We start from the raw sequence: 24424 nt of genomic DNA, 5'->3' as shown, positions 1-24424 counted from the left end.
CCCCGGGTGGGCTCTTACACACTGCGCATGTGGTGGTCAAAACCGCTGGTGGGGGGCGGCGGGTCGAGGGGGGCCCCCCTCCTGCTGTGGCGAGCGTCGCTCAGGAAGCGATCGCCCAGGAGGCGATGAACGCCGCCAACTTGGCCACACCGTCGACGATCTGAGCCTGCGTCAGGGAGCTGATCGAGAGCCGCAGCCGGTGCTCCCCGCCGCCCGCCGGGTAGAACGGCGCCATCGGCGTCCACAGCACCCCGTACCCGCGGGCGCAGCGTTCCATCGCCGCGTCGTCGGCGGCGAACGGGACGGTCAGCACGGCGAAGAAGCCGCCCTCGGGCCGGTTCCAGGACACGCCCAGCCGGCGCCGCTCGGAGGCCGGGAAGTGCCGGTCCAGCTCCCGCAGCAGGGTGTCCATGCCGGCCGCGTAGTGGGCCGTGGAGGCGGCGTTGGCGGCGCGCAGCCGGCAGTCGTGGCGCAGCAGCATGCCGCCGATGACGGCCTGGCTGAGCGCGGGCGTGTTGACCGTCGTCATGCTCTTCAGCTTGGCCAGTTCGTCCGCCAGCAGGGTGCGCCGCCCGCCGGGGCCGGCCACCTCCTGGTCGGCCACGACGTAGCCGAGGCGGGCGCCGGGGAAGCAGGTCTTGGCGAAGGAGCCCAGGTAGACCACCTGGCGGCGGCGGTCGAGCGCCTTGAGCGTCGGCCGCTCCCCCGGGTCACGGGCGAAGAAGCCGTACGGGTTGTCCTCGATGACGAGCAGGCCCTCCTCGGCGGCCGTCTCCAGCAGCCGGGTGCGGGCCGCGACGGGCATGCTGGTGCCCGAGGGGTTGGCGAAGTCCGGGACGACGTAGAGGGCGCGCGGGCGGCGGCCCTCGGCCCGCACGGCCCGGGCGGCGGCGCGCACGGCCTCCGGGTCGGGGCCGCCGGCCGGGCCCTCGGGGACGGGCAGGGTGGTCAGGTCGAGCAGCCGGGCGGCGCCGGTGACGCCGACGTAGCAGGGCGAGCTGACCAGCAGGACGTCGTCCGGGCCGGCGCACAGGGCGCGCAGGGTGAGCAGCATGCCCTCCTGGGCGCCGACCGTCAGCACCAGGGCCTCGGGGGCCACCTCCAGGCCCTCGTCGTTGGCGAGGGTGCGGGCGACCAGGTCGGCGATGATCCCCTTGGTGGGGCCGTACTGGAACAGCGCGGTGCGCACGGCGTCCCGGTCGAGGCCGCGGGCCGCCAGGTGGGCGAGGTAGGTGTCCAGGTAGGCGGGGACGTCCTCGGGTTCGAAGAAGCCCTCGTAGGGGCGGCCGGGGGCGAAGGAGACGGCGTCGGGGTAGCGGGTGGTGACCTCGTTGAGGAAGGTCATCGCGTCCAGCAGCGGGTCGGCCAGGCTGGCGTGCAGGTCGGCCAGGGGCAGGGGCTCGGGCGCGCTCACCGCAGGGCCTCGCGCAGCCGCTCGGCGGCGTAGCGCTGGGCGTCGGCGGCCGCGTCCAGGGTGCCGGTCATAGCGAAGAAGCCGTGCGGCATGCCGTCGTAGCGGCGGCTCTCCACCGGCACCCCGGCCGCGCGCAGCGCCTCGGCGTACTGCTCGCCCTCGTCGCGCAACGGGTCGTACTCGGCGGTGATGACGGTCGCGGGCGGCAGTCCGGCCAGACCGGGGGCGCGCAGCGGGGAGGCGTGCGGGTGGGCGCCGTCGGCGGGGTCGGCCAGGTAGTGGCCCCAGTACCAGTCCACCGAGCGGCGGTTGAAGAGCATCGGGTCGTCGTGCTCGCGCAGCGAGGGGGTGTCGGCGGCGTGGTCGGTGTTGGGGTAGACGAGCAGCTGGTGGCGCAGGGCCGGGCCGTTCTCGTCGCGGGCGATCAGGGTGAGGGCGGCGGTGAGGTTGCCGCCGGCGCTGTCGCCGCCGACGGCGAGCCGGCCCGGGTCGACGCCGAGCTCGCCGGCGTGTGCGGCGAGCCAGTACAGCGCGGCGCGGCAGTCCTGGACGGCCGCGGGGAAGGGGTGTTCGGGGGCGAGCCGGTAGCCGACGGAGGCGGTGACGCAGCCGGCCGCGTTGGTCAGCCGGCGGCAGATCGCGTCGCTGGTGTCGGGCGAGCCGAGGGCCCACCCACCGCCGAACAGATAGAGCAGGGCCGGCAGTTGACGGCCGGGCGACTCGGGACGGTAGAGCCGTAGGGCGAGTTCGCCGCCCGGTCCGGGGATGCGGTGCTCCTCGACGGCGGCGACCGGCTCGGGGCTCCCGGCCGCGGCGCGGATGTCGGCGAGGTCGGCGGCGCGGGCCTCGGCCAGGGTGAGGGTGTAGAGCGGCGGCGCACCGCTGCTCGCGCGCCGGGCGCGCAGCGCCTCGGCCTGGGGGTGCAGGGGCATGGGTGGTCCCGTTCGGTACAGATTCGGCACAGATCCGGTGCGGGGGCGTCGGCGGGCGGACTCAGGGCCTGAGGAGCTGAGGGCCTCAGGACCCGAGGGCCTGACGAGCCTAGGGGTCTACGGGCCTAGCGGTCGGCTTCGACGTAGACGGTCTCGTCGGTGCGGAACGCGGTGTCGAGGTCGGCGACGTCGGGGCGGGCACCCTGGCGGTAGGCGCAGTGGCGGATCCGCTCCGGTTCGAAGCCGGCGAGGGCGAGGACGTGGCGCAGCTCGTCCAGGTCGTAGATCCACTGGTGCCCGTAGTAACGGAAGATCTGGTTGACCAGGAAGGCCGGGCGGGCGGGCATCGGCGGGCCGAAGCCGAGGGTGGTGAGGCGGCGGCGGTGCTTGGCGAGGAAGCCGTCCCCGTTGGCGTAGCCGGCCAGGTAGCGGGCGAGGTCCGGGGTGGTGAGGCGCAGCACGCCGCCGGGGCGCAGGACGCGGCGGGCCTCGCGCAGCCAGCCGACCGCGACCGGCATGGTGACGTGCTCGATCAGGTGCTCGGCGTAGACCCAGTCGACGCTGGCGTCGGCGAAGGGCAGCGGCCGGCCGATGTCGAGCTGGGTGAACCAGCGGTCGCCGTCGATCCGGTAGAGGGTGCCGGGTTCGGTGGCGGCGCCGGGGCTGCGCAGGGCGGTGAGGTCGGTGCCGAGTCCTTCCGGGTGGGCGGTCCGGAAGGCGGCGAACTCGATTCCAGTGAGGCCGAGTTCGCGGAATCCGGCGTGGTCGCGGGGCAGCCCGCCGGGGTGCGCTTCGAGCGTGTCGCAGGTGGCGACCTGCTCGCTGAAGGCGTCCAGGCGGGTGGCGAGGCCGTCGGGGTCGTCCCAGTCCCAGCCGGGGAAAGGGTCGTTGCGTTCGGTCTCGGGGGTCGGTTCGGTCATCTGCTGTTCTCCATCCAGTAAGGACAACGTGGTGCGGGCCGTGCGCGGTTCAGCGGGCCGGGCAGGGCCAGGGGGCGAGGGCCGTGCGGTCCAGGTCGGCGAGCCGGGGGCGGCCCAACAGGGCCATGGTGTGCTCCAGTTCCTCGCGCAGCAGGTCGAGGACGCGGTGCACGCCGGCCTCCCCCTCGGTGGCGAGGCCCCAGAACACCGGACGGCCGACCAGGACGGCGCGGGCGCCGAGGGCGAGCGCGACGGCGATGTCGGCGCCGGTGCGCACCCCGCCGTCGAGCAGCACCGGCAGGTCGGCGGGTACCGCGTCGACGACCTCGGGCAGTGCGGCCAGGGAGGGCAGTGCGCCGTCGAGTTGCCGCCCGCCGTGGTTGGAGACCACGACGGCGTCGGCGCCGTGCTCGGCGGCGAGCCGGGCGTCCTCGGCGGTCAGGATGCCCTTGAGGACCAGCGGCAGCCGGGTGCGGGCGCGCAACCAGTCGAGGTCGGCCCAGGTCAGGGTGGGGTCGAACTGTTCGCGGGCGTGCTCGGCGATGCCCGAACCGCCGTGCGTCGCGCGGTGGCTGGCGGACATCAGGTCCTGGTCCAGGTTGACGGCGCGGACGGCGGGCGGGATCGCGAAGCCGTTGCGCAGGTCGCGCAGGCGGCGGCCGATCCTGGGGGCATCCACGGTCAGGACGAGCGCGGAGTAGCCGGCCGCCTCGGCGCGTTCGACCAGGGCGGCGAGCGCGGCGCGTTCGCGCAGCCAGTACAGCTGGAGCCAGAGCGGGCCGGTGGCGGCGGCCGCGATCTCCTCCAGGGTGCGGCTGGCGAACATGCCGGCGACCAGCAGGGCCCCGGCGCGGCCGGCGGCGCGCGCGGTGGCGGTCTCGCCCTCCGGGTCGACCAGCCGGTGGTAGGCCATCGGGGCGATGCCGACCGGCAGGCCGAGCGGCGCGCCGAGCAGTGTGCGCCCGGGCGAGCAGTCGGAGACGTCGACCATCGTGCGCGGGCGCAGTGCATAGCGCGCGAACATTTCCCGGTTCGCCGCCACGGTGCGTTCCGTGCCGCTGCCACCCTCGATGAAGTCCCATATTTCCGGGGAAAGTTGCGCGCGCGCGGCGTGCTCCATCCCGGCCAGCGTGAGTTCTCCCACGGGCGTCCTCGATTCCGGGCGGCCACGCGTGGACCAGCCCCGGTTCGGCAGCGTAGGAGCAACAACCGCATTGGTATAGACCTTGATTTGACCAAACGTCTGTGCAATCGTCTGGCAACGGAATTGACCGTTTTGGTTGTGAACGGCGTTCATGTCAAATCCCCTCACTTGTGTGGAGCGGTGTTGACCGGCATTTCCCCCTCTTCACTTCCGCCTTCCTCACCGCCGCACGCCGACGCCCCGGACGCCTGGGTCGACCGGCTGTTGCTGGCCGGTCCCGGAGGCGAGGAGTGCCTGCATCTCGGCGGACCACTCGACCGGGACGCCCTGCGCGCCCTGGTCGACGAACAGGCCGCGCACCTCGCCGCGGCCGGACTCGGCCCCGGCGGCACCGCCGCGCTACGGCTGCCGCCCTCGGTGGCGTTCGTCACGGTGCTGCTGGCGTCCTGGCGGCTCGGCGCCCAAGTGGCGCTGCTCGACCACCGCTTGACGGACCACGAGGTCGACGCGGCGGTGGCGCGGCTGGCTCCGCAGGTCCTGGTAGGCTCCGCCCACCGGCCCGCGGCGGCCCTGCGCGGCTTCTCCGAGGTCGAGCCGGTGGCCGTCCGGCTGCCGGACGGGCTCCCGGCCCGCACCGGGCACGCGCTGATCCAGCTCAGCTCCGGGTCCACCGGCCCGGCCAAGGTCATCGCCCGCACGGCCTCCGACCTGCTCCGCGAACTCGACTGCTACCACAGGCTGGTGGAGTTCCCCGGCGAGGGCGAGCGGGTCGTCCTGCTGTCCTCCGTGGTGCACGTGCTCGGCCTGGTCGGCGGACTGCTCAACAGTCTGCACGCGCGGGTCGCGCTCACCGTGCCCGAGCGGATGACGGCGGCGGGCATCCTCGCCGCGGTCGCCGCCGGCGACCGGCCGACCACCGTCATCGGGGTACCCTTCCACGCCGAACTGCTGGCCGGCACCGTCAACCCCCCGGCGCTGCCGGGGCTGCGACGGATGATCGTGGCCGGCGAACTGGTCCGCCCGGGCCTGCCCGCGCTGTTCGCCGACCGCTACGGCGTCCCGCTCGGCACCATGTACGGGATGACCGAGACCGGGGTCATCGCCACCGACCTGTCCGGCACGCTCCACCCGGCCAAGCAGCCCGTCCACGAGATGCGGCTGCGGATGGTCGCGGGCGAGCTGCGGATCGGCACGGAGGCCTCGCCCTACCCGGGGCTGGACGACCCGACCCGCTGGTCGGACGGCTGGCTGCACACCCGCGACGCGGCCGAACTCGACCCGGCCACCGGCCTGGTCACCGTCCTCGGCCGCCTGGACTCACAGGTCTCGATCGGCGGCCTCAAGGTCGACCTCACCGAGATCGAGCAGACCCTCACCGCGCTGCCCGAGGTCCGCGAGGCCGTCGTGGTCTTCGAGGACGGCGCGATCGAGGCCTACCTCGCCACCGAACCCGACGCCGACCTCGCCCTCGTCCAGGACGGGCTGGCCCGCCGGCTCGCCGCCTACAAGCGGCCGCGACGGCTCGCCCTGCTGCCCCGACTCCCCCGTACCGCCACCGGAAAACTCCTGCGCGACCCGGCCGCCCTGCGCAGCACCGCCACGGCCGCCGCGCTCTGATCCACCGCACGCACCCCGACAAGGAGCCACACCATGCAGGACCGCGTCCGCGAGTTCGTCCTCGCCTCGCTCACCGAGATGCAGTACGACGTCTCCGAGGTCACCGGGGACACCGACCTCGGCCCGGCCGGGCTGGACCTCGAATCGCTCGCGCTGGCCGAGCTGTCGGTGCAGGTCGAGGACGAGTTCGGGATCAAGTTCGACCTCGACGAGATGGAGACCACCGCGCTGATGACGCTCGACGAGTTCACCGCCGACGTCGTCAAGCGGATCGACGCCAGCGCCGCCACCGCCACCGCCGGCAGCCCGGCGTGAGCGGCTCCGCCCTCCCCGACCGGGCCGAGGTCCGCGCGATGCTGGCGGCGTTCGGGCAGCGCGCCGCCGACACCGTGCCCGACGACCTCGGATCGCTCGAACTCACCTGGCTCATAGCCGAGTTCGAGCAGCGCTACGGCATCCAGGTGGACCTCGACGACGACCGCTTCGGCGCCGTCCGGACGGTCGACGACGCCACCGAACTGCTGCGCGCGGCCGTCCTGGCCGAACGTGTGGGCGCCCGGCCATGACCACCGGCGCGCCCTCCGCGCACCGGCCGCGCGGCCGGCCGGTGGTCACCGGGCTCGGCGTACTCAGCGCCGCCGGGCGCGGACTCGGCCCGCTGACCGAGGCCGCCGCCCACGGCAAGACCGCCTTCGGCCCGGTCACCCGCTTCGACGTGAGCGCCCGCCGCACCACCCGGGCCGCCCTGCTGCCCGACGACGTGCCGCTCGCGCACACCTTCCCGCTGGCCCGCGCGGTGCTCGACGCCGTCGGCCAGGCCTGCCGCCAGGCCGGACTGACCGCCACCGACGGCGCGGACACGCCCGTCCTGCTCGCCCTGCACAGCGACGAACGGACCAGGGGCACCGCCGACGCGGTGGCCGCCGGCGTCCGCGCCGCCTGGGGCACCGCGGGCGTCACCCGGGTGTACACCGGCGCCTGCGTGGCAGCCGCGACCGCCGTCGCGGACGCCGCGGCGCTGGTCGCCACCGGGCGGCACGAGCGGGTCCTGGTCGCGGCCGGGCACCTGGTCGAGCCGGGCGTCTTCGCCGTCTTCGACGCCGGCCGCGCGCTGGCCCGGGACGGCGAGCTGCGCCCGTTCAGCACCGGCCGCACGGGCACCCTGCTCGGCGACGCGGCCGCCGCCGTGCTGGTCGAGGCCGCCCCGGCGGCCGAACGGCGCGGCGCCGCCGCCCTCGCCCGGCTGGCCGGTTGGGGCCGGGCCGGGGACGCCCACCACGTGTGCCGCCCCGAACCGGACGGCGCCGGAGTCGCCAGGGCCGTCGAGGCCGCGCTCACCCGCGCCGGCGTCACCCCGGCCGAGGTCGGCTACGTCAACGCCAACGGCACCGGCTCCACCCTCGCCGACCAGGCCGAGGCGAGCGCGCTGCGCCGGGTCTTCGGCTCGCACACCGCCGAACTCCCGGTCAGCTCCAGCAAATCCGTCCACGGGCACGCCTTGGAAGCCTCCGCCCTGCTCGAACTCGCCGTCACCATCGGCGCGTTGGGCACCGGACTGCTCCCGGTCAACGCCGGCTGGCTCGGCCCGGACCCGGACGTCGGCCTGGACCTCGTCCTGGACGGCCCCCGCGCCGCCCGCCCCGGCTACGCACTCAGCCTCAACTCCGCCTTCGGCGGCGCCAACACCGCCCTGCTGGTGGCCCCCGCATGACCGGCCACCGGACCCCGCCCGCCGCCCGACGGCGCCGACCCCGTACCCCGGCACCCACACCATGACCACCGACGCCACAGCCTCCGACACCACGGCCTTCGACGCCACAGACCCCGACGCCACGAACGTCGGCGCCGCACCCGCCCCGGCCGCCGCCCGGCTGCGGGTCCTCGCCGAGGCCCGCCGACCCGACCCCGGCTCGGCCGACCCCGACCTGGCCGGCCCACCGCCACCGCTGCCCGGCTTCGCCGCCTCCGGCTTCAACCCGCTGGTCGCCGACACCGCCGACCGCTGCCTGCGCGCCCACCACGGCGCCCCGCCCGCCCCCGGGCGGACCGCACTGCTGCTGGCCAGCGCCGGCGGCGACCGCGCCACCGCGCGGGCCATCGACCAGAGCGCCGAACCCGGACGGCGCCCCGCACCGCTGCTGTTCTTCCAGTCCAACCCCAACGCCGTCCTCGGGCACATCGCCGCCCGCTGGGGCCTGACCGGCCCCGTCGTGGCGATCAGCCCGGCCCACGCCGTCCCCGGGCAGGTGCCCGCGGACGCGCTCGACCTCGCGGCGCTGCTCCTCGCGGACGGCGACGCCGACCAAGTGCTGGTCATCGCCGCCGAACCGGGCGACGACGGACCGGGCGAGGCCGCCGGACACGCGGTGGCCGTCCTGGTCACCGGCTGACGTCCTGGTCACCGTCTCAGTCACCGCCTCAGTCACCGCCCGAGTCACCGCCTCAGTCACCGCCCGAGTCACCGGCTGAACCGTCCGGCCACCGCCGGCCGTACCCACGGACGAGGCCCGACGACTGAAGCAGCCGCACCCGGCAGACCAGCACCCGGCCCCGTCACCCACCCAGGCCCCGTCGCACCCGCCGACAGCCCACCGACACCCGCCGACACCGTTCGCCGACACCCTGCGCCGCCCGCGCGGCCGCCCGACCCACGCCAACCGATCAGCCGCCCGGGCCGTCTCCGGCCCCGAGGGAGGGATCCACCCCGTGACCATCCGCAGTGTCCGCAGCCTGATCGCGGACGACCCCGACGTGGGCGCCGGCAACGTCCTGACCGCCCGGCTCGCACTCGGCCTCGGCCTCGACGAACCGCTGCTGACCTTCGACACCCCGGTGGACGACCACCCCGCCTGGCAGCCGCTCACCCTGCGCGAGCTCGACCGCGCCGTCCGGGCCCGCGCCGCCGCCCTGCACGCCCTAGGCATCACCCGGCGCGACCCGGTGGTGGTCTTCGCCAGCGACGCCGCCGACCACGTGCTCGCCTTCCTCGCCCTGACCCGGCTCGGCGCCATCCCCGCGCTGCTCAACCCCAACGTGGACGGCGAGCGGGCCGCCCGCTACATCGCCCGCCTCGGCGCCGTCGGCGTCCTCGCCGACCCGGCCCACCTGGCCGCGCTGGCCGGCCACGACCTCGGCGCGCCGCTGCTGCCCGAGATCTCCACCCTCGGCACGGGCGACCCGGATGCCGCCCCCGAGCCGTACCGGCACTGGTCCGGCGACCCGGTGGCGATCACCCACTCCTCCGGCACCACCGGAATGCCCAAGGCCGTCGTCCACTCGCACGCGAGCCTGTACGCGGCGATCCGCCACCGACTGCGGCTGCCCCGCCCGCAGGGCCAGGACCGGATGCTCAGCGCACTGCCCGCGCCGCACGCCGCCACCCTGATCGCGCTCAACCTGGCGCTCAGCTCGCACACCGAACTCGCCGTGCTGTCACGGCAGTCCGGCGCCGGGGTGCTGGACGCGATCGAGCAGTGGCGGCCCACCGGGGTGATCGGCTTCGCCGCCACCTGGGCCGAACTCGCCCACCACGACCTCGCCGCCCGGGACCTCGCCACCGTCGCCCTGTGGTGGAACACCGGCGACTGCGCGCACGAGGTGCACATCCGCCGCCTGATCGCCGTCGGCAGCCGGGAGTCCGTCACCCGCGCGGGCCGCACCCGGACGCCGGGCTCGCTGTTCGTCGACGGCCTGGGCTCCACCGAGATGGGCCACTCGCACTTCTTCATCACCCACGGCCCCGGCACCGAGCGCTACGGGCGCTGCGTCGGGCGCCCGCACGCCTTCGTCGACTGCGAGGTGGTCGGCCCGGACGGCGAGCCGCTCGGCCCCGGCGAGGTCGGCGAACTCGCCACCTCCTCACCGACCCTGGCGCTCGGCTACTGGAACGACTCGGCCACCACCTTCCGCACCCGGATCCGCGGCCGCTTCCTCACCGGCGACCTGATGTACCGGGACGAGGAGGGCTACTACTACCACGTCGACCGGGCCGTCGACTCGGTCGAACTCGGCGACGGCAAGCGGCTGTTCACCGCCATGTCGGAGGAGCGGGTGCTGGCCGCCCGCCCGGACGTGGCGGACTGCACGGTGGTCGCCGTGCGGGACGGCGAGCGCGTGGTCACCGACGTGCTGCTGATCCTCGCCGCCGACGCCGACCCGGCCGCCGACCGGACCAAGGACGTCATCGCCGCCCTGGACGAGGCCGCCGCCGCGACCGTGCGCCAGGTGCTGGTCGTCTCCGGGGACGACATCCCGCTCGGCCCCACCGGCAAGGTCCGCAAGGTGCTGCTGCGCCAGCGCTACCTCGACGCCGCGGCCGGTGCCCGATGACCCGCCGCGAGGGCGCCGTCGTCACCGGCCTCGGCCTGGTCTCGCCGCTCGGCCGCAAGCCCGCCGAGGTGTTCGACGCGCTCAACGCCGGGCGCTCCGGACTGACCGCCGTCCCCGAGGGCCATGCCGCGCACGGCTGGCTGCCCGCCGCCGGGATCGCCCCCGCCGTGGACGGCCGCGAGGTGCTGCCGCCCACCGAGACCCGCTGTGTGGACCGCTTCGTGCTGCTCGCCCTGGCCGCCGCCGACGACGCGCTCGCCGACGCCGGCCTGGTCGTCGGCCGGGACGCCGACCCGCACCGCACCGCCGTGGTGCTGGCCACCGGCGGCGGCGGGCTGGAGACCTTCGAGCAGCAGTCGCACCGCCGGCTGGAACGCGGCCGCCCCGGCGTCAGCCCGTACCTGCTGCCGGGCATGCTCTCCAACATGGCCACCGCCCGGATCGCCATCAAACACGGGATCCGCGGCTACAGTTCGGCCGTGGTAACGGCCTGCGCGGCCGGCGCCCAGGCCGTCGCCGAGGGGCTGCGGCTGATCCGCTCCGGCGACGCGGACGTGGTGGTGTGCGGCGGCACCGAGTCCTCGCTGCACCCGACCATCGCCGCCGCCTTCACCAACGCCCGTGCGCTCGCCCAAGGTTGGGACGATCCGGAGCAGGCCAGCCGGCCCTTCGACACCCGCCGCAACGGCTTCGTGCTCGGCGAGGGCAGCGCCGTCCTCGTCCTGGAACGTGCCGACCACGCCGACGCCCGCGGCGCCGCCGGGTACGCGGACGTCATCGGCTGGGGCGCCTCCACCGACGCCCACCACCCGACCATGCCCCGCCCCGACGGCTCCGGCGCCGCCGACGCGATGCGCTCCGCGCTCGCCAACGCGGGCCTGGCACCGGGCGACATCGACTACGTGAACGCCCACGGCACCGGCACCAAGCTCGGCGACGTGGCCGAGACCGCCGCCCTGCACGCCGTCTTCGGCGCGCACCCGCCCGCGGTCAGCTCCACCAAGGGCGCCACCGGCCATCTCCTCGGCGCCGCAGGCGCGTTGGAGGCGGTGGTGACCGCCCTGGCGGTGGCGAGGGGGACGCTGCCGCCGACACTCAACCTGACCGACCCCGACCCGGCCTGCGACCTGGACCACGTCCGGGGCGGGGCCCGATCCGCACCGGTGCGCGCCGCGCTGAGCAACGCCTTCGCCTTCGGCGGCCACAACCTCAGCCTGATCCTCGGCCCGGCGTCCACCCGGGCCGCCAAGTAGCGCGCCGATCCACGCCCTTCCATCCCTCCGGGGGAGATCCCGTTGTCCATCCAGTCCATCACCCACGTCGAGTTCCACTGCGCGGACGCCGACAAGACCGCGGCCGGGCTCTGCGCCGACTTCGACTTCACCGCCGACGCCCCGGAGACCGCACCGGACGGCGCCCGCACCATCCGGCTGCGCCAGGGCTCGATCCGGATGCACCTGGCCTCCGCCGCCGACCCCGACCACCCGGTGGCCGGCTTCGTCGCCCGGCACGGGGACGGCGTCGCCGCCCTCGCCCTCGCCTGCACCGACCCGCAGGCCGCGCTGGAGCGCGCCGAGCGGCACGGCGCCCGCGTGCTGGACCGGGCCGGCGGGCTGATCGCCGGCTTCGGCGACACCGCCCTGCGGTTCGTGCCGCTGCCCACCGCCGACCCCGCCGACGAGCCGGGCCTGCTGGACGCCCTGGACCACGTCGCGATCTGCGTCCCGGCCGGCGAACTCGCCGACGCCGTACGGTTCTGCGAGGCCGCGCTCGGCTTCCACCGGATCTTCGGCGAGTACATCGAGGTCGGCCAGCAGGCCATGGACTCCAGCGTGGTGCAGAGCGCCTCCGGCGAGGTCACCTTCACCCTGATCGAGCCGGACACCACCCGGCGGCCCGGCCAGATCGACGAGTTCCTGGCCTCCCACGACGGCGCCGGAGTACAGCACCTGGCCTTCCGCACCGGCGACATCGCCACCGCCGTCCGGACCGCCCGGGCCAACGGCGTGGAGTTCCTGAGCACCCCGGGCGCCTACTTCGACGCCCTGGCCGAGCGGTTCGGCGAGACGGCCATCCCGGTGGAGACCCTGCGCGACCTGCACGTGCTCGTCGACCAGGACCACGGCGGCCAGCTGTTCCAGATCTTCGTCCGCTCCACCCACCCGCGGCGGACGTACTTCCTGGAGCTGATCGAGCGCCAGGGCGCCGGCACCTTCGGCACCGCGAACATCAAGGCCCTGTACGAGGCCGTCGAGCGGCAGAGCTCCGACGCCGCCGTCTGACCGCCGCCCACACCTCAAGAAGGGGCACACCCCATGACCACCGCCGTCGAGTTCCGCCTCAGCGAGGCCGAACACGCCCTGCTGCCCACGCCCGAGGAGGTGGCCCACTACCGCGAGCACGGCTGGTACCTGTCCCGGAAGCTGTTCAGCGACGAGGAACTGGACACCCTCCAGGCCGCCACCGAGCTCTACTACGGCGGCCACCGCGACCGCGAACTGCCCGCCCGCCCGCCGCGCCTGGCCGCCTGGGAGCCCTCGCAGGGCCCGATCCAGCGGCACAACGACTACGTGCACTACGAGAGCGACGCCATCGGCGCGATCCTGCGCAAGCCGCTGATCGGCGCGGTCGCCGCCCTGCTGGCCGGCGCCGAGGAGATCCGGGTGTTCCAGGCCACCCTGATCTACAAGCCGCCGGTGCCCGGGGAGCCGAGCAACCAGGTGCCCTGGCACTTCGACAAGCACTACTGGCAGACCTCCACCTCGGAGGAGATGCTCACCGCGTTCATCCCGTTCCACGACTGCCGCGAGGAGAACGGCACCATCACCATGGTGGACGGCAGCCACCGCTGGCGGGAGCTGGACTCCGGCGAGGACTCCACCCGCCACTTCGCCGACCGCGACCGCACCGAACTCGACGACATCCTGGCCGCCAACGCCGCCCACAACGGGCAGCAGGTGCGCATCGTCCCGATGCACATCCCGCGCGGCCACATGTCCTTCCACCACTGCCGCACGTACCACGGCAGCGGCCCCAACCTGGCCTCCTTCCCGCGCCGGGCCGTCTCGCTGCACCTTCAGGACGGCGCGAACGAGTACCGCCACCACACCCGGGCGGACGGCGGCCCGGTGGTGTACAACCACGACGTGCTGGTGCGCCGCACCGCCGACGGCCGGCCCGACTACGCCGACCCGCAGTTCTGCCCGACCATCTGGCGAGGGGCCCGGTGACGGCTCCCCCGGCGACCGTGCCCCCCGGCGCCGCGGCTCCCGGCACCACTGCTCCCGGTGCCGCGGTTCCCGGCACCGCGCCGCTGGACACGCCGGCCGAGCGCTACCGGATGCTGCGGCTGATCCGCGGCTTCGAGGAGCTGGCGCTCGGCCTGGTGAAGGCCGGCGCGATCCCCGGCGGCATCCACCCGTACATCGGCCAGGAGGCCGTCGCGGTCGGCGTCTGCTCGGCACTCGGCCCCGCCGACCGGCTCACCAGCACCCACCGCGGCCACGGCCACGTGCTCGCCCGGGGCGCCGCACCGCACCGGCTGCTCGCCGAACTCGCCGGCCGCGTCGACGGGTTGAACGGCGGCCGGGGCGGCTCGATGCACGCCGCCGACCTCTCGCTGGGCATCCTCGGCGCCAACGGCATCGTCGGCGCCGGCGCCCCGATCGCGGTCGGCGCCGCCTGGGCCGCCCGGCAGGCCGGGGACGGCCGGGTCGCGGTGGCCTTCTTCGGCGACGGCGCGCTCAACCAAGGCGTGCTGCTGGAGTCGTTCAACCTCGCCGCGATGTGGCAGCTTCCGGTGGTGTTCGTCTGCGAGAACAACGGCTACGCCACCACCCTGCCCGCCGCCACCGCGGTCGCGGGCAGCGCGACCGGGCGGGCGGCCGCCTTCGGCATCCCCGCCGAGGAGGTGGACGGCATGGACACCGAGGCCGTCCGCGCCGCCGCCCTGCGCGCGGTGGAGCGGGCCCGGTCCGGCGGCGGCCCCGGCTTCCTGGAATGCCGCACCTACCGCTACGAGGGCCACCACACCATGGAACGCCGGATGAAGCTGCACTACCGCACCCCCGAGGAGGTCGAGGCCTGGCGCGCCCGCGACCCGCTCCCCCGGGCCGCCGCCCAGCTGGAGCAGCCGGTCGTCGCCGAAGTCGACGACGCGGTGGCCCGCCAGCTCGCCGCCGCCGAGGAGTTCGCCCTCGCCTCCGAACACCCCGACCCGGCCGGCGCGTCGGACCACCTGTACGCCGACGGCCTGCGGCCCCGAGCCGGGGCGGTGTCATGACCAGGCTCTCGTACACCAAGGCCCTCAACCGGGCGATCGCCGACGAACTCGCCGACGACCCGGCGGTCTGCGTCTTCGGCGAGGACATCGGCGCCGGGATGGCCGGCCCGACGCTCGGCCTGCTGGACCGCTTCGGGCCCGAGCGGATCGTCGACACCCCGCTGTCCGAACAGGCCTTCACCGCCATGGCGATCGGCGCGGCGCTCGCCGGGCGGCGCCCGGTGCTGGAGTTCCAGATCCCCTCGCTGCTGTTCCTGGTCTTCGAGCAACTCGTCAACCAGGCGCACAAGTTCTCGCTGATGACCGGTGGGCAGGCGAGCGTCCCGCTGACCTGCCTGGTGCCCGGCTCGGGCTCCCGGGACGGCTGGGCCGGGCAGCACTCCGACCACCCGTACAGCCTGTTCGCGCACGCCGGGGTGAAGACCGTGGTGCCCGCCACCCCGACCGACGCCTACGGGCTGCTGCGATCCGCGATCCGCGACCCGGACCCGGTCGTGGTGTTCGCGCCCGCCGCCGCCCTCCCGGTGCGCGAGACCGTCACCTGGGACCTCGCGCCGATCCCGCTCGGCCGGGCCCGGATCCACCGCCCCGGCACCGACGTCACCGTGGTCGCCGTCGGACACCTGGTGCACGACGCGCTCGCCGTGGCGGACGAGGTCGCCGAGGACATCTCGGTCGAAGTCCTCGACCCCCGCACGCTGTACCCCATGGATTGGGCCGCGCTCGCCGCCTCGCTGGAACGCACCGGCCGGCTGGTCGTCTTCGACGACTCCAACCGCAGCTGCGGCTTCGCCGCGGAGGTGCTGGCCACCGCCGCCGAGGAGATGCGCCTGATCGCCCCGCCCCGCCGGGTCACCCGCCCCGACGGCACCGTCCTACCGTTCGCCCCCGCCCTCGACCGCGCCCTGCAGCCCGGCCGCGAGCAGCTGCGCCACGCCCTGCAGGCCGTCCTCAAGCACCCCTGAGACCCCTGAGACCACCGAGCAGAAGGAGCCGCCTTGTCCACCAACCGCTACCACTGGGACCGTTCGCACCCCGGCCTGACCAGCCTCCAGCAGGCCATCGACCCGCTGCGCCGCGAGGTGGTCGGCCACGGCGTGTACGGCGGGCTGACCAGCATCGGGCGCGTCCGCACCTTCCTGGACAGCCACGTCTTCGCGGTCTGGGACTTCATGTCGCTGCTGAAGAGCCTGCAGCGCGACCTCACCAGCGTCGAGGTCCCGTGGGTCCCGAGCGGGCCGACCGCCAGCCGCCGGCTGATCAACGAGATCGTGCTGGTCGAGGAGAGCGACGAACTCGGGGAGGGCTACACCAGCCACTTCGAGCTGTACGTCGAGGGCATGCGGCAGGCCGGCGCCGACCCGGGCCCGGTGGAGGAGTTCCTGGGGCTGCTGGGCACCGGCACCGCCGTCCCGGAGGCGCTGAAGGCCGCCGCGGTGCCGCAGGCCGCCGTCGACTTCACCGGCACCACCTGGTCGATCATCGAGAACGCGCCGGTGCACTGCCGGGCCGCCGCCTTCGCCTTCGGCCGCGAGGACCTGATCCCGGACATGTTCGCCCAGGTGGTCGGCATCGACGACCCGGACGGCGTGCTCACCGTCTTCAAGGACTACCTGGCCCGGCACATCGAGGTGGACGGCGAGCAGCACACCCCGATGGCGATGCAGATGCTGATCGACCTGTGCGGCGACGACCAGGCCAAGTGGGACGAGTGCGCCGAGACCGTCCGCACCGCGCTGCGCGCCCGGGTGCAGCTGTGGACGGCGATCGAGGCCGCCTTCGCGTAGCGCGGCCGGGGCGCGGCTCACAAGCGCCTCACGCCACACGCGGTGCGGCTCAGACCACCTTCGGGACGGCGGCGGCCGACGCGGGCAGTTCGTCCGCCGCCGTCCGGAAGCGGTGCAGCGCGGCCCGGCCCTCCGCCCCCCGCACCCGGGCGGCGAGCCGGGCCGGCAGCACCACGGTGGTCAGGTAGCCGGCGCCGCCGAACCCCTCGACCGTCCAACTCACCCAGGGAAGAGGGTAGTTGGCAGCAGGACTGAAGAACACCGGCCGGTGCCCCTGGAAGCTCACCCGATAGGCCCCGAACCGGCTCCAGTTCGAGAAGCTGAACCGGCGCTCCTGCGGGTCGAAGCCCAGCGGCACGCAGTCCCGCAGCCGGGAGCGGCCGAGCGAGGCCAGGAAGCCGAGGTTGGAACGCAGGTTGAGGTGCGCGGCCGGGAACTCCTCGACCGCCGCCCGCAGCGCGCCCGCGAGCGCCGCCGGGCCGTCCTCGGGCCGGTGCGACACGTGGACGTCGCCCAGCAGGTTGCCCACCAGGGCGGGTGAGAGTCCGAGCCAGCGCCGGGCGTTGACCGGTACGGTCAGCCAGCGCTCCGCCTTGTCGCCGTCCAACTCCCTTATGGTGCTGACGACATGGGCGCAGAGCACGTCACCGGAGGAGAGCCGCCGGCCGGCCGTCGCACTGAACTCCGTGCGCATCCGCTCGACTTCGGCGTCCCCGAAGTAGATCTGGACGGTCCGATTGGCCCGCGGACCGAGCGCCACTTCGCGGGCCAGCAGCTGCGCCTGCGCCGTCGAGGGCACCCGGAAGCCGGGCCGTCCGCAGTCCTCGGCCGGGAGCACCCGGTCCAGCAACTCGTCCTGGTCCTCGACCAGTTCGGCCTCCGGAAGCTCCTCGTCCTCGACCGCCGCCGACCAGATCCGCAGCAGCAGCATGAAGCTGTGCAGATCGCCGATCGCGTGGTGCCAGGAGCATCCCAGCACCGTCCCGCCGTCGCCGGTGCGGGTGACCCGGACGGTGAGCAGCGGGACGCCGCCGCCGCGCGCGGCCGGGGCGTCCACCGGATCGACCAGTTCGGAGCCGGCGGCCGTCACCCGGCCCATCGCCTCGGCGAGCGTGCCGGCCACGGTGTAGACGTCCAGCGGGACGCCGGAGTCGTCGCAGACCGCTTCGAGGGCGCCTCCCTCACCGGTGCGCAGCCGCCCGGCGAACACCGGCACCCGGTCCAGTGCGCGGGCCAGTCCGGCGGCCAGCCGGTCCTCGTCCAGCGCCTGGTCGAAGTAGAGCACGACCGAGACGGCGAGGTCCGCCAGCATGGTGTCCATCAGGCCGCAGTGCAGCACCGTTCCGGGGGCGCGGCCGGCCCTGACAGTCCGGGATCTTCGCAACACCGGCCAACTGTTCATGCGTTCCGTCCCCGGTTGTTCTGCGGGTGGCGTGCGGGCACGCCGAACGATAGTGCCGCGCCGTCACAGTGGTCCAGTCCAATCCCGGGATCCGGAAAGGCCGCTGGACTGCTGCGGCGATAGAATGCCCAGCATGGGAGAGCGCCCGGGCGCACCCACCGCGCCGCCCCTCGTCCTGGTCACCGACACCGGGTCGCTGCTGATCGACCCGGCCCTGGCCTACCACCTCGGCCGCGACCCGACCAGCGAGATCGTCCTGGACGACCCCCGGGTCTCCTGGCACCACGCCGTCCTGCGGGCCACCGACGGGCACTGGCTGCTGGAGGACGTCGGCAGCACCAACGGCACCTACGACCAGGGCCACCGGGTCGACCGCGAGGACATCGGCCCCGGCACCCGGCTGCGCTTCGGCGACCCGGCCGACGGCCCGTCCGCGACCTTCGCCGGCCTGCCCCGCCTCGACCCCGGCGAGCGGTCCTCCCTGCTCGCCCCGCAGGCCTCCGGCACCTTCCGCAGCCCCAGTTCGGTGCTCCAGCTGCCCGGCCGCACGGTCCGGATCGGCCGCTCGCACGACAACGACCTGGTCCTGGACGACCTGGTGGTCTCCCGCCACCACGCCGAACTGCGCGAACTGCCCGGCGGCGGCCACGAGATCGTCGACCTGGACAGCCACAACGGCACCTACCACAACGGCCGCCCGGTGCAGCGGGCGCCGGTCGGCCCGGCCGACATCGTCGGCATCGGCCACTCCGCGCTCTGCCTCTCCGACGACCACCTGGTCGAGTACACCGACACCGGCGAGATCTCCCTGGATGTACGGCACCTGGTGGTCCGGGTCGGGTCCGACCACCGGGTGCTGTTGGACGACGTGAGCTTCCCGCTCGCCGAGAAGGCGCTGCTGGCGGTGGCCGGCCCGAGCGGCGCCGGCAAGTCCACCCTGCTCAACGCCCTGACCGGGCTGCGCCCCGCCGACGAGGGCACCGTGCTGTACGACGGGCGCGACCTCTACCGCGACTACGCCGAACTGCGCCGCCGGATCGGCCTGGTGCCGCAGGACGACATCCTGCACACCCAGCTCACCGTCCGCCGCGCGCTCGGCTACGCCGCCGAACTGCGCTTCCCCGGCGACACCGCGAAGCACGAGCGGGAGGCCCGGGTCGTCGAGGTGGTCCACGAGCTGGGCCTGGCCGGCCGGGCCGACCAGGTGATCGGCAGCCTCTCCGGCGGCCAGCGCAAGCGGGTCAGCGTCGCGCTGGAGCTGCTCACCAAGCCCTCGCTGCTGTTCCTCGACGAGCCGACCTCCGGTCTGGACCCGGGCATGGAGCGCTCGGTGATGCACATGCTGCGCGGGCTGGCCGACGACGGCCGGACGGTCGTCGTGGTGACGCACAGCGTGCTGAGCCTGAACGTGTGCGACCGCCTGCTGGTGCTCGCCCCCGGCGGCCGGACGGCCTACTACGGCCCGCCGGGCGAGGCGCTGGCGTTCTTCGGCTTCGCGGAGTGGCCGGAGGCCTTCGAGGCCTTCGAGAGCGAGGACCACGAGGCCTGGCAGCGCCGTTTCCGCAGCTCCCCGCAGTACGAGCGGTACGTCGCCGCCGAGGCGGTGTCCCTGACGCCGGCCGCCGTGCCGGGAGCGCCGGCCGCGGCATCGGGAGCGCCGGAGGCGGCGGGGCCGGCGCAGGCACCGGCGGCCGGGCGGGACCCGATCGGCTGGGAGAAGCCGCAGGGCTGGTTCTCCCAGCTGGGCACCCTGGTGCGCCGGTACACCGCGGTGCTCGCCGCCGACCGGCTGTTCCTGACCATCATGGTGGTGCTGCCCTTCGTGATCGGCCTGATGTGCCGGGTGATGGCCGGCTCCCGACTCACCCCCGACAACGCCGTGAACTGCCTGCTCACGCTGTGCATCGGCGGCCTGCTGACCGGCGCCGCCAACTCGGTGCGCGAGGTGGTCAAGGAGCGGGCGATCTACCGCCGCGAGCGCGTGGTCGGACTGTCCAGATCGGCGTACCTGGTCTCCAAGGTGGTGGTGCTCGGCACGGTCACGGTCGCCCAGGCCGCCGTGCTGACCGTGGTCGGCCTGGCCGGGGTGGACCTCTCCTGGGCGGTGCCGACCGGGGTGGTGATGCCGCAGCTGCCCGAACTGATCATCGCGGTCGCGCTGCTGGCGTTCTCGGCGATGATGCTCGGCCTGGTGGTCTCGGCGATCGTGGACAAGGAGGAGGCCACCATGCCGCTGCTGGTGCTCCTCTCGGTGGTGCAGATCGTCTTCAGCGGCCTGATGCTCAAGCTGCACGGCGTGCCCGGGCTGGAGCAGTTCGCCTGGCTGATCCCGTCCCGTTGGGGCATGGCCGCGATGGCCCGCACCGTCGAGCTGCACGGCATCTTCCCGACCGCGATCACCGCCGACCCGATGTTCCGCCACAAGCGCGCCGGCTGGCTGCTCGACATCGCGGTGCTGCCCGGCCTCGCGGTCGCGTACGGGCTGCTGGTGCTGGCCCTGCTGCGGCGGCACGAGCCCGCGATCATGCGGCGCTGAGCCTCGAAGGGCGACCCCGGGCCCCGGCCGACCACCGCCGGTACAGTGGGAAGCGACCTGTGGTGCGAGTCCCATCGCTATGACCGCGCGCAGCCGCGGGCTCGCGCGGCGGAGGAAATGTAGCCGCCCATGGACGAGTTCGCGTTCCGCCCCACCCACGTCGCCCCACCGGCCGGGATGGCCACCTGGGCGGCCCCGGACCCGGCCCGGCCCGCCACCCGGCTGGACGCGCTGCTGCCGGTACGGGTGGTCGCCCGGCAGGGCGACTGGGCGCAGATCCTCTGCTCCAACGGCTGGACGGCCTGGGTCGACGGCCGGCTGCTGGTCGCCCTCCCGGAGCCGCCGCCCACCGCCGGGGGCCCGCCCGCCCGGACGGCGGACCCGCGCCCGGCGCTCGTGGAGGCCGAGGCCGCGGTGGCCCGCTACCGGGCCCTGCTGGAGGACCTCGCGGCGGGCGCCCTGGACCTGGAGGCCTTCCGGGAGCGGACCCGTGGCCTGCGGATCGGCCTGGTCGTGGACGCCGAGGCGCTCTGGGTGTTCGACCCGGTGCGCGACCGCTGGTGCTACTGCGACGGGCTCCAGCTCCAGACGTACGCGGCCACCGACCGGCCGGTGCCCGGGTCGTCGCCCACACCGTCCCCCACACCGTCCCCCACGCCGTCGCCCGCCCCCGCCGTCCCGCCGGGGCCCGCGCCCGCTCCGTACGCCCCCACCCGGCCGGGCGCGCCGTGACCCCGGCCGAACGGGTGCCCGAAGACCACCCTGACCATGCCGATAAGTCCGACCAGCTCGACCACCCCGACCGGCCGTCCGCACCCGGCCTGCCGGCCGGCATGGTCGGGCGCCGGATCGCCGGCTACCGGCTGGAGCGCGAGATCGGCCGCGGCGGCATGGCCGTGGTGTACCGGGCCAAGGACCTGCGGCTCGGCCGGACCGTCGCGGTCAAACTGCTCGCCCCCGAACTGGCCCGCAACGAGGTGTTCCGGCAGCGCTTCATGCACGAGTCCGAGGCCGCCGCCGCGATCGACCACCCGCACATCATCCCGGTGTTCGAGGCCGGCGAGCACGACGGCATCCTGTTCATCGCGATGCGCTACGTCGAGGGCGGCGACCTGCGCGGGCTGATGAACCGGGGCGGCCCCTTCTCGGCCGAGCGGACCGCCCAGCTGGCCCTGCAGATCGCCTCCGCGCTCGACGCCGCGCACGACCACGACCTGGTCCACCGGGACGTCAAGCCCGGCAACGTGCTGGTCGCCGCCGGGACGGACAGCGAGCACCCCGAACACCTGTACCTGGCGGACTTCGGCCTCACCAAGAAGTCCCTCTCGCTGAGCGGCCTGACCAGCGTCGGCCAGATCGTCGGAACGCTGGACTACGCCGCGCCCGAGCAGATCTCCGGCAAGCCGCTGGACGGGCGCTGCGACCAGTACGGCCTCGGCTGCGTGGTCTTCGAGATGCTCGCGGGCGCCCCACCGTTTCGCCGGGAGAGCGACGTGGCACTGCTCTGGGCGCACCTCAACGACCCGCCGCCCGCGTTGCGCGACCACCGCCCCGACCTGCCCGCCGCCGTCGGGGCGGCGGTCGCCCGGGCGCTCGCCAAGGCCCCCCAGGACCGCTACGCCAGCTGCCTGCAGTTCGTCGCCGAGCTGCGCGCGGCCACCGCCGTCGTGCCCGGCCTCGGCGCCGCGCCGAGGGCGTGGAGCGGGAGCGGGAACGGGCCGCCGACCCGGGTCGTCCAGGCGGTCGTCCCCGGGCTCGCCGCGGCGGCCGTCGTGCCCGAGCCACCCGCGTGGGCCGCCCCGGTCGTCCACCCGCCGCCGTGGTGAGCGCCGTACCGTCCACCGCCCCCCAGGAAACCGACCCGCCAGGAAACCGCCCCCTCAGGAAGCCGACCGCCATGAACGCCGTGAGCCAGGTCTTCGCCGTGATCGCCGCCGCGGTCCACCTCCTCGCGTGGCCGCTGGAGAGCTTCCTGTACGGCCACCCGCGGGTGCGCTTCCTGCTCACCGGCAGCACGGCGGACGCGCCGGAGGTCCGGCTGTGGCGCTTCAACGTCGGCTTCTACAACCTGTTCCTGGCGCTCGGCCTGGTCGCCGGACTGGTCCTGCTGCACACCGGGCACGCCGCCTCCGGCCGCGCCGTGATCAGTTACGTCGCCGCGTTCATGGCCGCCGGCGGGATCACCCTCTTCGCCTCGGAGCCGAAGGTCTGGCGCGGCGCCCTCGCCCAGGCGCTGCCGGCGGCGGCGATCCTCATCGCCGAGGCGTTCTGAGCGCGCGCCGCCCGGCAGCCGTCACCCCGCCCCGGGCACCTCGCCACCTGGGACCTCACCACCGGGGACGTCGCCACCGGGGACGTCCCCGCTGGAGACCTCGCCCCGGCGGCCGGTGCGGGCGGCCAGCAGGGCGCCCAGCGCGCCGGCCAGCAGGCCCCAGCCCGCCGCCAGCGGGACGGCCGTCCACAGCACCGGGCGCAGAGTGAGGCTGCCGCTGCCGAGGCCGGCCAGCGGGTTGGCGCCGCCGAGGAGCGAGCCGATCAGGTCGCCGAGGCCGCCCTGGCCGACGCCGACGCCGAGCACCGACAGCCCGTAGTCGGCGTCCGCCCTGGTCCAGAGCCCGACCAGCAGCACCGTCACCGCGCTGGCCAGAGCGAACCGGACGGCGTGCTGCCGGAGCCGGACGGTACGCGGCGAGCGGTACGCGGCGAGGAAGCCGGCCGCGAGCAGCAGCACGGCGGCCAGCGGCAGCAGCCACCAGCTGCGCGCGTCCTGGTCGGCGAGGGTGCCCAGGCTGATGGTGGCCTGCTGCCCGTCCGGAGCCCGCAGCACCTCGGCGAGCGGCCTGGGCACCGGCAGGCCGAGCGCGCCGCTGAGCCGCCCGTGCCACTGCGCGCCGAGCCCGACGCCGAAGGCCAGCCAGACCAGGTCGGGCAGGGCGAGCAGCAGCACGGCCAGGGTCTGCCGGGCGTTGCCGTGCACGATCGCGGTCAGCACCCCGGCCGCCAGCCCGATCACCAGGTACGCCAGCAGGACCAGCCAGAGCGCGAACGCGGCTGGGCGGACGGCCAGTTGGTAGGGCAGCAGGGCGCGCGGCAGCGGCGCCCGCCGGGACACCGCGAAGGTGCCCGCGAGGACGACGAGCAGCCAGGCCAGCCCGATGCCGACCGTGCTCGGGGCGTCCGCGTGGAAGCCGACCTCCGGGGTGAGCCCGAGCGCGCCGCCGATGGTCTGCGCCAGGTCGCCGCCGAGCGGGACGACGAAGGTGTGCCGGGCGCCGAGGGTGAGCAGCGCGAGGGCGACCAGCCAGAGCACCACCGTGCGGGCGATCCGGCCGAGCAGTTCGCCGCCGCCGGCCACCGCGCGAAAACGCAGCTGCCGCAGGAACACCTCGGCCATCACCACCGCACCGGCCAGCGAGACGGACAGCGGCATGGCACTGATCCCGGCATCCACTGCGGCGAACTGCCCTGCTCCGCCGTCGAGTTGGACGGCACCGCCGACGGCCAGCGCCACCGCCCCGGCCAGCACGGCCGGGAAGCCGCCCCCCGGAAGGTCGTCGGCGCCGGCCAGCCAGAGGCCGAGCGCGGCGACCGCCGCCATGGCGGCGAACCCGGCCAGCACCACGGCGAGCGCGTCCAGCCAGCCGCGCAGGGCGCCGGGCGGGCCCGCGACCCGGGTGGTGGGCTGCTGCATGGCGCCTCCTCGGTGCGTCGGGCTTCGCGTTCCAGGGTGGCCGACACCCGGCGGGCACGCTCGGCGACGGTTTCCGCACCTGCTGTTGCGGCGGGTGGGGAGCCGGGGGGAAATGGAGGCCAGTGGCAGGAGCTTCCCGGGTCGGCGCATCCGCCGGCCGCCTGCGAAACGGAGCCTCGATGAGTTCCCAACCGCCCCCGTCCGGCCCGCCGAGCGAGCCGCCCCACGGCCCCCCGTCCGGCCCGCTGGCCGGTCCCCCGTCGGGGGGGGGGCCGGGAGGGGCCCCCCCCCGCGGCAGACTCCCAGCACCGCCGTGCGGGCCCTGGGCGGCGGCGGGCGCGGGCTGGGAAAGAGGGCGGGCAGGGCCGCG

At 75.0% G+C, this 24424-nt stretch carries 22 protein-coding genes; 16 read left to right on the top strand and 6 right to left on the bottom strand.

Annotated features, from left to right (window positions below):
- Positions 1 to 100: 100 nt before the first annotated feature.
- From ACFV6D_RS34240 to ACFV6D_RS34225, 4 genes are all read right to left on the bottom strand, one after another.
- Positions 101 to 1414, bottom strand: coding sequence for a PLP-dependent aminotransferase family protein (locus ACFV6D_RS34240; RefSeq protein WP_380491833.1), 1314 nt, complete (start codon positions 1412 to 1414; stop codon positions 101 to 103).
- Entirely contained in the window at positions 1411 to 2346 is a 936-nt protein-coding gene (locus tag ACFV6D_RS34235) for an alpha/beta hydrolase (protein WP_380424664.1), read from the bottom strand. Before ACFV6D_RS34235 ends, ACFV6D_RS34240 begins: the two co-directional genes overlap by 4 nt.
- Before the next feature lie 125 nt (positions 2347 to 2471).
- Positions 2472 to 3266 (bottom strand): class I SAM-dependent methyltransferase, encoded by a 795-nt coding sequence (locus ACFV6D_RS34230; RefSeq protein ID WP_063350664.1) that lies wholly within the window; start codon positions 3264 to 3266, stop codon positions 2472 to 2474.
- 49 nt (positions 3267 to 3315) lie between these two features.
- Complete coding sequence (locus ACFV6D_RS34225) at positions 3316 to 4410, bottom strand: alpha-hydroxy acid oxidase (RefSeq protein ID WP_380343216.1); 1095 nt, start codon at positions 4408 to 4410, stop codon at positions 3316 to 3318.
- A gap of 180 nt (positions 4411 to 4590) precedes the next feature.
- On the opposite strand from ACFV6D_RS34225, the gene ACFV6D_RS34220 reads away from it, so the two are divergent.
- The 12 genes from ACFV6D_RS34220 to ACFV6D_RS34165 all read left to right on the top strand — a co-directional run bounded on the left by ACFV6D_RS34220 (position 4591) and on the right by ACFV6D_RS34165 (position 16425).
- Complete coding sequence (locus ACFV6D_RS34220; protein ID WP_380562667.1) at positions 4591 to 6027, top strand: class I adenylate-forming enzyme family protein; 1437 nt, start codon at positions 4591 to 4593, stop codon at positions 6025 to 6027.
- 33 nt (positions 6028 to 6060) lie between these two features.
- Entirely contained in the window at positions 6061 to 6342 is a 282-nt protein-coding gene (locus ACFV6D_RS34215) for a phosphopantetheine-binding protein (protein ID WP_063350663.1), read from the top strand.
- Complete coding sequence (locus ACFV6D_RS34210; protein WP_079136142.1) at positions 6339 to 6593, top strand: hypothetical protein; 255 nt, start codon at positions 6339 to 6341, stop codon at positions 6591 to 6593. The genes ACFV6D_RS34215 and ACFV6D_RS34210 overlap by 4 nt, the downstream gene beginning before the upstream one ends.
- The gene (locus tag ACFV6D_RS34205) at positions 6590 to 7738 is read left to right on the top strand and encodes a beta-ketoacyl synthase N-terminal-like domain-containing protein (RefSeq protein WP_380562665.1); all 1149 of its coding nucleotides are present in this window, start codon (positions 6590 to 6592) and stop codon (positions 7736 to 7738) included. Before ACFV6D_RS34210 ends, ACFV6D_RS34205 begins: the two co-directional genes overlap by 4 nt.
- Positions 7739 to 7799: 61 nt before the next feature.
- Complete coding sequence (locus ACFV6D_RS34200; RefSeq protein WP_380424657.1) at positions 7800 to 8417, top strand: hypothetical protein; 618 nt, start codon at positions 7800 to 7802, stop codon at positions 8415 to 8417.
- Between the two features lie 316 nt (positions 8418 to 8733).
- Positions 8734 to 10356, top strand: coding sequence for a class I adenylate-forming enzyme family protein (locus tag ACFV6D_RS34195; RefSeq protein ID WP_380562663.1), 1623 nt, complete (start codon positions 8734 to 8736; stop codon positions 10354 to 10356).
- Entirely contained in the window at positions 10353 to 11609 is a 1257-nt protein-coding gene (locus ACFV6D_RS34190; RefSeq protein ID WP_063350660.1) for a beta-ketoacyl synthase, read from the top strand. Before ACFV6D_RS34195 ends, ACFV6D_RS34190 begins: the two co-directional genes overlap by 4 nt.
- 42 nt (positions 11610 to 11651) lie before the next feature.
- Complete coding sequence (gene hppD, locus ACFV6D_RS34185; protein ID WP_363374655.1) at positions 11652 to 12638, top strand: 4-hydroxyphenylpyruvate dioxygenase; 987 nt, start codon at positions 11652 to 11654, stop codon at positions 12636 to 12638.
- Between the two features lie 33 nt (positions 12639 to 12671).
- Positions 12672 to 13586: a phytanoyl-CoA dioxygenase family protein gene (locus tag ACFV6D_RS34180; protein WP_063350658.1), complete on the top strand. Its 915-nt coding sequence runs from the start codon at positions 12672 to 12674 to the stop codon at positions 13584 to 13586.
- The gene (locus tag ACFV6D_RS34175) at positions 13583 to 14638 is read left to right on the top strand and encodes a thiamine pyrophosphate-dependent dehydrogenase E1 component subunit alpha (protein WP_380562661.1); all 1056 of its coding nucleotides are present in this window, start codon (positions 13583 to 13585) and stop codon (positions 14636 to 14638) included. The genes ACFV6D_RS34180 and ACFV6D_RS34175 overlap by 4 nt, the downstream gene beginning before the upstream one ends.
- Positions 14635 to 15603 (top strand): alpha-ketoacid dehydrogenase subunit beta, encoded by a 969-nt coding sequence (locus ACFV6D_RS34170; RefSeq protein ID WP_380343242.1) that lies wholly within the window; start codon positions 14635 to 14637, stop codon positions 15601 to 15603. The genes ACFV6D_RS34175 and ACFV6D_RS34170 overlap by 4 nt, the downstream gene beginning before the upstream one ends.
- Before the next feature lie 33 nt (positions 15604 to 15636).
- Positions 15637 to 16425, top strand: coding sequence for a DUF3050 domain-containing protein (locus ACFV6D_RS34165; protein ID WP_063350656.1), 789 nt, complete (start codon positions 15637 to 15639; stop codon positions 16423 to 16425).
- Between the two features lie 49 nt (positions 16426 to 16474).
- Here the strand turns inward: ACFV6D_RS34165 and ACFV6D_RS34160 are convergent, their stop codons facing one another.
- Positions 16475 to 17746 carry an acyltransferase gene (locus ACFV6D_RS34160; RefSeq protein WP_380343245.1) on the bottom strand — a complete coding sequence of 424 codons (1272 nt, stop codon included), beginning with the start codon at positions 17744 to 17746 and terminating at the stop codon, positions 16475 to 16477.
- Between the two features lie 214 nt (positions 17747 to 17960).
- Between ACFV6D_RS34160 and ACFV6D_RS34155 the strand changes: the two genes are divergently transcribed.
- From ACFV6D_RS34155 to ACFV6D_RS34140, 4 genes are all read left to right on the top strand, one after another.
- Positions 17961 to 20363 carry an FHA domain-containing protein gene (locus ACFV6D_RS34155; protein WP_380343248.1) on the top strand — a complete coding sequence of 801 codons (2403 nt, stop codon included), beginning with the start codon at positions 17961 to 17963 and terminating at the stop codon, positions 20361 to 20363.
- 129 nt (positions 20364 to 20492) lie between these two features.
- Complete coding sequence (locus tag ACFV6D_RS34150) at positions 20493 to 21095, top strand: hypothetical protein (RefSeq protein WP_380343251.1); 603 nt, start codon at positions 20493 to 20495, stop codon at positions 21093 to 21095.
- 101 nt (positions 21096 to 21196) lie between these two features.
- Positions 21197 to 22189: a serine/threonine-protein kinase gene (locus ACFV6D_RS34145; RefSeq protein WP_063351672.1), complete on the top strand. Its 993-nt coding sequence runs from the start codon at positions 21197 to 21199 to the stop codon at positions 22187 to 22189.
- Positions 22190 to 22260: 71 nt separating this feature from the next.
- Positions 22261 to 22635, top strand: coding sequence for a DUF1304 family protein (locus tag ACFV6D_RS34140; protein WP_063350652.1), 375 nt, complete (start codon positions 22261 to 22263; stop codon positions 22633 to 22635).
- Positions 22636 to 22656: 21 nt separating this feature from the next.
- Here ACFV6D_RS34140 and ACFV6D_RS34135 read toward each other — a convergent pair whose 3' ends face one another.
- On the bottom strand, positions 22657 to 24054 hold the full coding sequence (locus ACFV6D_RS34135) for a streptophobe family protein (RefSeq protein ID WP_380343254.1): 1398 nt from the start codon (positions 24052 to 24054) through the stop codon (positions 22657 to 22659).
- Positions 24055 to 24424: the final 370 nt, after the last annotated feature.

It is taken from the genome of Kitasatospora sp. NPDC059812 (assembly GCF_042732075.1).
Lineage (GTDB): Bacteria > Actinomycetota > Actinomycetes > Streptomycetales > Streptomycetaceae > Kitasatospora.
Note: the sequence above shows the minus strand (reverse complement) of the source record. Positions and strands in the feature narration are given on the sequence as shown.

Excerpts from the sequence above, each read along its gene's own strand:
- ACFV6D_RS34140 (WP_063350652.1), top strand. The coding sequence starts at position 22,261 with ATGAACGCCGTGAGCCAGGTCTTCGCCGTGATCGCCGCCGCGGTCCAC.
- ACFV6D_RS34180 (WP_063350658.1), top strand. The coding sequence starts at position 12,672 with ATGACCACCGCCGTCGAGTTCCGCCTCAGCGAGGCCGAACACGCCCTG.
- ACFV6D_RS34155 (WP_380343248.1), top strand. The coding sequence starts at position 17,961 with ATGGGAGAGCGCCCGGGCGCACCCACCGCGCCGCCCCTCGTCCTGGTC.
- ACFV6D_RS34200 (WP_380424657.1), top strand. The coding sequence starts at position 7,800 with ATGACCACCGACGCCACAGCCTCCGACACCACGGCCTTCGACGCCACA.
- ACFV6D_RS34205 (WP_380562665.1), top strand. The coding sequence starts at position 6,590 with ATGACCACCGGCGCGCCCTCCGCGCACCGGCCGCGCGGCCGGCCGGTG.
- ACFV6D_RS34190 (WP_063350660.1), top strand. The coding sequence starts at position 10,353 with ATGACCCGCCGCGAGGGCGCCGTCGTCACCGGCCTCGGCCTGGTCTCG.
- ACFV6D_RS34235 (WP_380424664.1), bottom strand. The coding sequence starts at position 2,346 with ATGCCCCTGCACCCCCAGGCCGAGGCGCTGCGCGCCCGGCGCGCGAGC.
- ACFV6D_RS34215 (WP_063350663.1), top strand. The coding sequence starts at position 6,061 with ATGCAGGACCGCGTCCGCGAGTTCGTCCTCGCCTCGCTCACCGAGATG.
- ACFV6D_RS34160 (WP_380343245.1), bottom strand. The coding sequence starts at position 17,746 with ATGGACACCATGCTGGCGGACCTCGCCGTCTCGGTCGTGCTCTACTTC.
- ACFV6D_RS34135 (WP_380343254.1), bottom strand. The coding sequence starts at position 24,054 with ATGCAGCAGCCCACCACCCGGGTCGCGGGCCCGCCCGGCGCCCTGCGC.
- ACFV6D_RS34145 (WP_063351672.1), top strand. The coding sequence starts at position 21,197 with ATGGTCGGGCGCCGGATCGCCGGCTACCGGCTGGAGCGCGAGATCGGC.
- ACFV6D_RS34150 (WP_380343251.1), top strand. The coding sequence starts at position 20,493 with ATGGACGAGTTCGCGTTCCGCCCCACCCACGTCGCCCCACCGGCCGGG.
- ACFV6D_RS34170 (WP_380343242.1), top strand. The coding sequence starts at position 14,635 with ATGACCAGGCTCTCGTACACCAAGGCCCTCAACCGGGCGATCGCCGAC.
- ACFV6D_RS34230 (WP_063350664.1), bottom strand. The coding sequence starts at position 3,266 with ATGACCGAACCGACCCCCGAGACCGAACGCAACGACCCTTTCCCCGGC.